A 7,260-nucleotide genomic window follows, 5' to 3' on the forward strand; every position below is an offset into this window, starting at 1 on the left:
ATCTGTGCTGGTGCCCGGGCCCGCCGGACCACCCGGCCGATGGGGAGTGGCGGCGCTCGCGGTGGCCGTCCTGGTCGCGGTGGCGGGGACGGTAGTGGGACGCCGCTGGGAACGGGCGGCGTTCGCGGCAGCGGTCGCCGTGGCGGTGGTGGACGTGGTGCTACTGCTGCTGCGCGGCACCGGAATCGCCTGACCGCGCCGTCTCACACCGCATGAATCCCACAAGCAGAAGCAGGAGTTCCCCCCGATCCCTGCTGCGGTTGCCTCTGAGATTGAAAGGCTGGGGTGACGGTTCATGGAGGGCCTGGGCGCAGGCCGGTCCCGGCGACGAAGCCGTCGAGGAGGGCCGGGTGCTGTGGGAGGTGTCGAAGACGGCGTTTCACGAGCGGGTCCAGTTCTTCGATGCTGTGCGGTGCCAGGTTGGCCAGGTTCTTCTTGAGGCTGTCCCATGCCCCTTTCACCGGATCGAGCTCCGGCGCGTACGGCGGGAGCCGGTGGATGGTGTGCCTGGCGCTGCTGCGGCCGCGGAACTCCCGTAGTGCATGCACGGGCACGGTGGGTACTTGCGTTGTCCCACACAACAATGTCCGGACCGCCGAGTTGGCGGTCGCGCTCAGGAGGGATGCGAACTCCCGGGCACGGAAGCCCTTCTTCTCGCCGGTCCGGCCCCGGTAGGGCTGAGTGCGGTAGGTCAGCCGGGTCGCCTGCCTGGACTTGATGCACACCAGGCCGGCCCAGTACTCGACCAGAGCCCTTCCCGGTCACCTTCAGCACCAGGGTGTGGCCACGCCGGGACCAGGTGAGCCCCCTCAGGAGTCGTCCGGTTCCAGTGACCGGACGGCGCTGTCGATCTGATGTCCGGGCAGACAGAGTCGAGCGGGCGGCTCTGCCGTTCGGCCATGCCCTCCAGCACTTTGTCGGAGCAGGCGCCTCCGGCGCAGACCCGGGCTGTCGGACAGCCGGGCTGGCCTCCCCGCCGCAGCGCTGTTGCCCAGGCGGCGAGCCCGCCGGGGTCGGTCAGGTGAGCGGACGGCGGTTCGTGACAGATCGTGACAAATCGATTTCGCTACAAGTTCCGAAATTATTCGGGGCGGCTTCCGGTACGCCGTCGAAACACGCCATTCATACCGTCACTATCGGCCGCATAGGACCCATCGGACGCATTAGGTCCATCAGGCTGCTTTCACCAGAAAGCACACCACTGTCCTCAGCGTCTTCATGTGACAGGAGCCCCGAGTGTCCAACCTCTCCAGACGCGATGCCCTACGGCTGACCGGCGGCATAGCCCTCCTCGGCAGCTTCGCCCTGGCGGGCTGTGGCCGCAGTGACGACACCACCACGAAAGCCGGCGCCGAGCCCATCGCCAGCTCCCCGGCCACAGGCACCGTCAGTGTCTGGGCCGCCCAGGGCGACGCGGACGTGCTCGACAAGGTCATCAAGCCCTTCAAGGCGGCGAACCCCGACCTCGACGTGAAGTTCACGCTGATCCCGAACGCCGACTACTACACCAAACTCCAGTCGGCGATCGCGGCGGGCAAGGGGCCCGATGTCGCCCAGTTCTTTCCCGAGTCGCAGGCGCAGTTCCTCGATCCGTCGATCCTCCGGCCAGTTCCGGACGGCCTCGTCGACCCGGACAGCTTCTTCACGAGCCTGTGGGACGCCGGTGTGGTCAAGGACGTCGCCTACACGGTGCCCTGGTACGCGTACACCTACGCGCTCGTCTACCGCTCCGACCTGGCCAAGAAGGCGGGCGTCGAGGCGCCGAAGACGTGGGACGAGATGGTGCCGTTCCTCAAGGCACTTCAGGGCTCCGGAGCCGGGCACGGCCTCGGGGCCGACATCGGCTGGGACATCTTCAACGGACAGGACGCCGCGATGTACGCCTGGCAGGCGGGCGGCTCGCTGCTGTCCGCGGGCGGCGAGTGGACGCTCGACACTCCGGCGATGGTCGACGCGATCAAGTACAACGCGTCGTTCTACACCTCCGGGACCGCCGACACCGGAGGGCCCGGGTTCCTCGACTCACAGCCGTACTTCGTGTCCGGCAAGACGGCCACGATGATCACGGGTCCATGGGTCATCGGTCAGCTCGACTCCACCGCGAAGAAGGAGGGGTGGACGGCGTCGCACGTAGCCACGGCGCCGCTGCCGGCCGGGGCGTCGGGCAGCGTCTCCTTCTCCGCGGGCGGGAGCTGGGGGGTGCTCGCCGACAGCGACAACGCGGACGCGTCGTGGAAGCTCATCCGGTACATGTCGAGCCCGAGCACGCAGGTGTCGCAGTACAAGGCGTACAGCTCGCTGCCGGCGGTCGTCTCCGCCTGGAAGGATTCCGCCATCGCGGGCCAGCCGCTGCTGGACGCCTTCTTGACGCAGTTGAAGAACACCCGGGCGTTCCCGCAGGTCAGTACCTGGCCGCAGGTCGCGACCCGGCTGGGCAAGGAGATGGAAGCTGTGGCCAAGGGCGAGGAGACCGCCGCGAAGGCCGCCGCGAACCTCCAGTCGTACGCCCAGAGCCTCGGCATGGGTACGGAGTGATCCGCGGATGACCGTCACCCTCCTCCCGAAGGCGCCGCGCAGAACGCGTGGCACTCGGGGAGCCCGTCGAACGGCTGTGGGCTGGCTGTTCCTGGCGCCGTTCACCCTCGTGTTCCTGGTCTACACGGCGATCCCCACCGTCGCCGCGCTCGGGTTCAGCCTCACCGACCTGCGGGGCGCGGATCTGCGCCATCCGTTCGCGGTGGACTTCACCGGGCTGGACAACTATCTCCGCCTGTTCCAGGACCAGAGCTTCCTGCGTGACATCCTGAACACCGCCGTCTTCGTGGCTGTCGGTGTGCCACTGACTATGGGGATCGGACTCGCGCTGGCCCTCGCACTCAACTCCGGCATCCGTCGGCTGCGCGGCGTGTTCCGCACCGTCTTCTTCGCGCCGGTTGTCACGAACATCGTGGCGGTTGCCCTGATCTGGCAGTACGCCTTCAACGCGGGCGGCACCGTCAACAAGATGCTCGGCGCTGTCGGCTTCGCCGGGCCGAACTGGCTGGACGACCCGAATCTGACCATGCCCGTGGTCATCCTGCTCGGCGTGTGGCGCAACTTCGGCATCGCGATGGTGCTGTTCCTCGCAGGCCTGCAGGGCATTCCGCAGAACGTGTACGAGGCCGCCTCCCTCGACGGGGCCGGCCGGTGGCGGCAGCTGAGGCACATCACCCTGCCGCTGCTGCGTCCCACCACCCTCATGGTGTCGGTGCTGCTGACCGTCTTCTACCTCCAGGTCTTCGACGAGCCGTACCTGCTCACCAACGGCGGCCCGCTGGGCTCCACCGAATCGGTGGCGCTGTACACCTATCACCAGTTCGGGGCCGGCGAGTTCGGGATGTCCTCGGCCGCGTCCTTCGTGACGCTCGTGCTCGTGATGCTGGTGAGCGCCGTCCAGTTCCGGCTGCTGAGGCCCCGCACATGACCGCCCTCGCCGCGTTGGAGAACGCCGACATGACCACCGACCGGATCGCGGTGCGCCGCCGGTCCGTCTCCCGGCCCCTGCTGTACGGCGCGCTCGTGCTGTGCGCGCTGCTCACGATGCTTCCGTTCGTCTGGGTGATCAGCGGCTCGTTGCGCAGTCTCGACGAGATCCGCTCCGACCCCGGTGCCTGGCTTCCTCAGCACCTCACCTTCGACAACTTCGAGCGGCTGTTCACCACAGAGGGCTTCGGCCGGTTCCTGGTCAACAGCGTCGTGGTCGCGGTCATGGTGGTGGCCGGCAACATCGTGGCGGCGTCGGCCGCCGGCTACGCACTCGCCAAGCTCGACTTCGCCGGCAGGCGGATCGCGTTCGCCGCGGTGATGGGCGCGATGATGATGCCGCTCACCTCGGTGTTCGTCACGCAGTTCGTGATCACGGTCGACCTGGGCCTGGCGGACACCCTCACCGGTGTCGCGCTGCCGAGCGTGGCGCTGCCGTTGTCGGTCTTCATCATGCGGCAGTACGCGATGTCGATCCCCGACGAACTGCTCGAAGCGGCCCGGATCGACGGCGCGGGGGAGTTCCGGATCTTCTTCGGGATCTTTCTCCCGCTGGCCGGACCCGCTGTCGCGACGATCACGATCATGTCGTTCCTCAGTTCGTGGAACAACTTCCTCTGGCCGCTCATCGTCGCCCAGAGCATGTCCAGTTACACACTGCCGGTGGGCCTGGCCGCCACCAGCCAGGCCGCGGCGCACGTCACCGACTACGGTCTGCTGCTCGCCGGGGCGATCGTCGTGATGCTGCCGGTGCTGGTGCTCTTCCTGTTCCTGCAGCGCTACTTCGTGCAGGGCGTCGCCGGAACGGGAATGCGGTGACCCCCATGGACTCGTTCGACACGCCCGGCGAGCGATACGAGACGAGGGTCCGCCCGGCCGAAGTCCGGGAGACCGTCACCGTCCGCGCGCCGGCGGGCACGGTCATCGGCCGTCGCACCGGCTCGGTTCGGCGCTTCCTCGGTATTCCGTACGCCGAAGCTCCCACCGGCGCAAGGCGGTTCGCAGCGCCGGCCCGCCGCGGCCGGTTCACGGAGCCGTTCGACGCGTCCCGGCACGGTGCCACCGCGCAGCGCGTGCCGCTGTTCGCCACGACCACGGTGCCGGAGCCGTCGGTGCCGGGCGACGACGTGCTGAACCTAGGGATCGTCGCGCCCGCCGCCGACGACGACCGCGAGCCCTTCCCGGTTCTGGTGTGGATCCACGGCGGCGGCTTCCTGGCGGGGAGCCCGGCCAGCCCGTGGTACGACGGCCGTGCCTTCGCCCGCGACGGCGTCGTCTGCGTCACCGTCGGCTACCGGCTGGGCGTCGACGGATTCGCCGTACTGGACGGCGTCCCGGCGAACCTCGGGTTGCGCGACCTGCTGCTCGCGCTCGACTGGGTGCAGGACAACATCGCCGCTTTCGGCGGCGATCCGGACCGGGTCACCGTCGCCGGTCAGTCGGCCGGGGGAGCGGCGGTCCTCGCGCTGCTCTCGTCGCCCGCGGGCAGCGGCCGTTTCCACCGTGCCGCCGGCCTGTCCGGTGGCACCTTCGCGGCAGACGGGGACGCGGCACGCGACTTCCTCGGACGGCTCGGGCACCGGCTCGGCGTGCCACCGACGCGAGCCGGATTCGCCGGCCGCGCCGTGGAGCACATCCAGCAGTGCGTCATCGACCTGCGGGACGAGCAGGGAGACGACATGCCGGCGCTCGGCCTGTTCGTCGGCGACGACATCCTGCCCGCGCCCATCGCCGACGGACTCACCCGGCACGGACACGCCGTACCGCTGCTGCTCGGCGCCACGGGCGACGAATTCGACGGAGACACCACCACCCGCACGGCAGGCAGGCGCGAGGCAGGCACCCGGGTGACGGACACGCTCTTCCGCGCCGCCTGCCCGCGTGTCGCCGCCTCCCGCCGCGACGCCGCCGCCGGCACCTGGCTGTACTCCTTCGAATGGCCCTCCCCGGTGCTCGGCGGTGCCACGCACTGCATCGACATCCCGTTCTTCTTCGACGTGCTCGACGCACCCGGAGTTGCTGAGGCGCTGGGGCCGAACCCGCCAGGGGAACTGGCCGCACTGACCCACACTGATCTGGTCGGGTTCGTACGCGGCCAGGAGCCGGCCTGGGCCAGGGCGACCGGGACACTCGGCGACGCGGCTCGCGAATACGGCCGTCCCGGCGCGGCGCTCACCGCCGACACCACGGGCGTGTTCGATCCGGTGGTACCGGCGGTGTCCGGGGTGGCGGAGGCGTGCTGATGTCCGGAATGAACCAGAGCGCCGTCCGACGCATCAACACCTCGGTCATCCTGCGCGCACTGGCGGTGTCGGCCGGGCCGATCACGCTGACCGAGCTCGCCGAGCAGGTCGGCCTCTCCCGCCGCACCATCGAGGTCGTCCTGGACTCGCTCGTCGAGGCGGGGTGGGTGACCGAACTGGACCGCGTGCCGACCAGTGGCTGTGCAGGGCGCCCGGCCCGCCGGTACGAACTGCGGGCCGAACACGCGCTGCTGGCGGCCGTGCGCATCACCACCCTGGACGCGTCCGCGGTCATCGCCGACGTACGCGGCCGTGTCGTCGGCCGGGCGCACCGGCCGCTGCGCGCCTACCAGGATCCGCAGTCCACGCTCGACGACGCGGCGGCACTGGTGCTGGAGGCGCTCGACGACGCGGGCGGGTCGGCGAACCGTCTTCGGGCCGGTGCTGTCGCGAGCGGTGGCGCGATCGACGACGACGGGGTCGTACGACGCCTGGTGCACACGACGCGCTGGGAAGGCGTGAACCTCCCCGAGGAACTCGCGCGGCGGGTCCCGATGCCCTGGTTCGCCGACAACGACACCAATCTCGGTGCCCTCGCGGAGCGTTGGCGGGGCGTGGCCGGCGACCACGACAACGTCGTATGGGCGATCCTCGGGAACCGGACCGGCCTGGGCATCCTCATCCGAGGCGCCGTGCACAGGGGGCTCGACGGTGCCGCCGGCGAGATCGTCGAAGCGGCGTCGATGCCGACCGGCTCGGTGGAGAACCGTCCGGTGGCAGGGCTCACCTCCCCGGAACCGGATCGGCGCAGGGTTGCGCTCGACCGCTTCGACGCGGCTCGTGCCGGTGATGCGACAGCGCTCGCCGAGGTGGACGAATTCGTGGAGAACATCGCGTCGATCCTCACGACCCTGTCGTGGACGGTCGCGCCGTCGCTCATCGTGCTCGGCGGCGGTCTGGAGGACGCGGCCGATGTGCTGCTGCCCCGGGTGCGCAAGGCGATGCACGACGCCCGCACCCCCGCGGTCGAGCTGCGTGCCACGTGTCTGGGGCGCGATGCCGACCTCATCGGCGCCGTCAAGCTGGCACTCGATTCGATGGACACGCAGCTGTTCGGCCCGCTCGCCCCGAGCGCGTGAACGCACACCACCAGCAGAAGCGGGACAGCAGTACCAGGCAGCAGTACAGGACAGGAGTCTCTCGTTGACCGGCACCACTCGCACCACTCGCACCAACGTCCTCGTCGTGGGCAGCGGCATCATGGGATCAGTTGTGGCCAGGCTGCTGCGCGACACCGATCCGGCGCTGGACATCACCATGGTCGACGGTGGCAGCGCGATCGGCGAGGTACCAGGCCTGCACCTGCACGACGTCGACGATCCGGCTCTCTGGTCGCGCTACAACGAACGGGTCGGCACCGGCATCCAAGGCATGTACACCGGCGCCGAGGTGGTGCGCGATGTCGCGGACAGCCTCGACGACCTGACGCCCGGTA

6 protein-coding genes and 2 pseudogenes are annotated in these 7,260 nt (G+C 69.5%); 7 read left to right on the forward strand and 1 reads right to left on the reverse strand.

The window, feature by feature from the left end; genetic code table 11:
* Positions 1 to 193: pseudogene (locus O3Q52_RS45375) on the forward strand (hypothetical protein); the annotation flags it as partial.
* Between the two features lie 100 nt (positions 194 to 293).
* On the opposite strand, the gene O3Q52_RS45380 reads toward O3Q52_RS45375, so the two are convergent.
* Positions 294 to 725 carry a transposase gene (locus O3Q52_RS45380; protein WP_269654349.1) on the reverse strand — a complete coding sequence of 144 codons (432 nt, stop codon included), beginning with the start codon at positions 723 to 725 and terminating at the stop codon, positions 294 to 296.
* Between the two features lie 511 nt (positions 726 to 1,236).
* Here O3Q52_RS45380 and O3Q52_RS45385 point away from each other — a divergent pair.
* From O3Q52_RS45385 to O3Q52_RS45410, 6 genes and pseudogenes are all read left to right on the forward strand, one after another.
* Entirely contained in the window at positions 1,237 to 2,535 is a 1,299-nt protein-coding gene (locus O3Q52_RS45385) for an extracellular solute-binding protein (protein WP_269654350.1), read from the forward strand.
* 7 nt (positions 2,536 to 2,542) lie between these two features.
* Positions 2,543 to 3,463 (forward strand): carbohydrate ABC transporter permease, encoded by a 921-nt coding sequence (locus O3Q52_RS45390; protein WP_269654351.1) that lies wholly within the window; start codon positions 2,543 to 2,545, stop codon positions 3,461 to 3,463.
* Positions 3,460 to 4,341: a carbohydrate ABC transporter permease gene (locus O3Q52_RS45395; RefSeq protein WP_269654352.1), complete on the forward strand. Its 882-nt coding sequence runs from the start codon at positions 3,460 to 3,462 to the stop codon at positions 4,339 to 4,341. Before O3Q52_RS45390 ends, O3Q52_RS45395 begins: the two co-directional genes overlap by 4 nt.
* Positions 4,342 to 4,346: 5 nt before the next feature.
* Positions 4,347 to 5,765 carry a carboxylesterase family protein gene (locus O3Q52_RS45400; RefSeq protein ID WP_269654353.1) on the forward strand — a complete coding sequence of 473 codons (1,419 nt, stop codon included), beginning with the start codon at positions 4,347 to 4,349 and terminating at the stop codon, positions 5,763 to 5,765.
* Between the two features lie 8 nt (positions 5,766 to 5,773).
* Positions 5,774 to 6,904, forward strand: a complete 1,131-nt coding sequence (locus O3Q52_RS45405; protein WP_269654354.1) for an ROK family transcriptional regulator — start codon at positions 5,774 to 5,776, stop codon at positions 6,902 to 6,904.
* Between the two features lie 121 nt (positions 6,905 to 7,025).
* A pseudogene (locus O3Q52_RS45410) lies at positions 7,026 to 7,260 on the forward strand (choline dehydrogenase); the annotation flags it as partial.

The sequence above is a fragment of the Streptomyces sp. ActVer genome, from assembly GCF_027270795.1.
In the GTDB taxonomy this organism is placed as follows: Bacteria; Actinomycetota; Actinomycetes; order Streptomycetales; family Streptomycetaceae; genus Streptomyces; species Streptomyces umbrinus_A.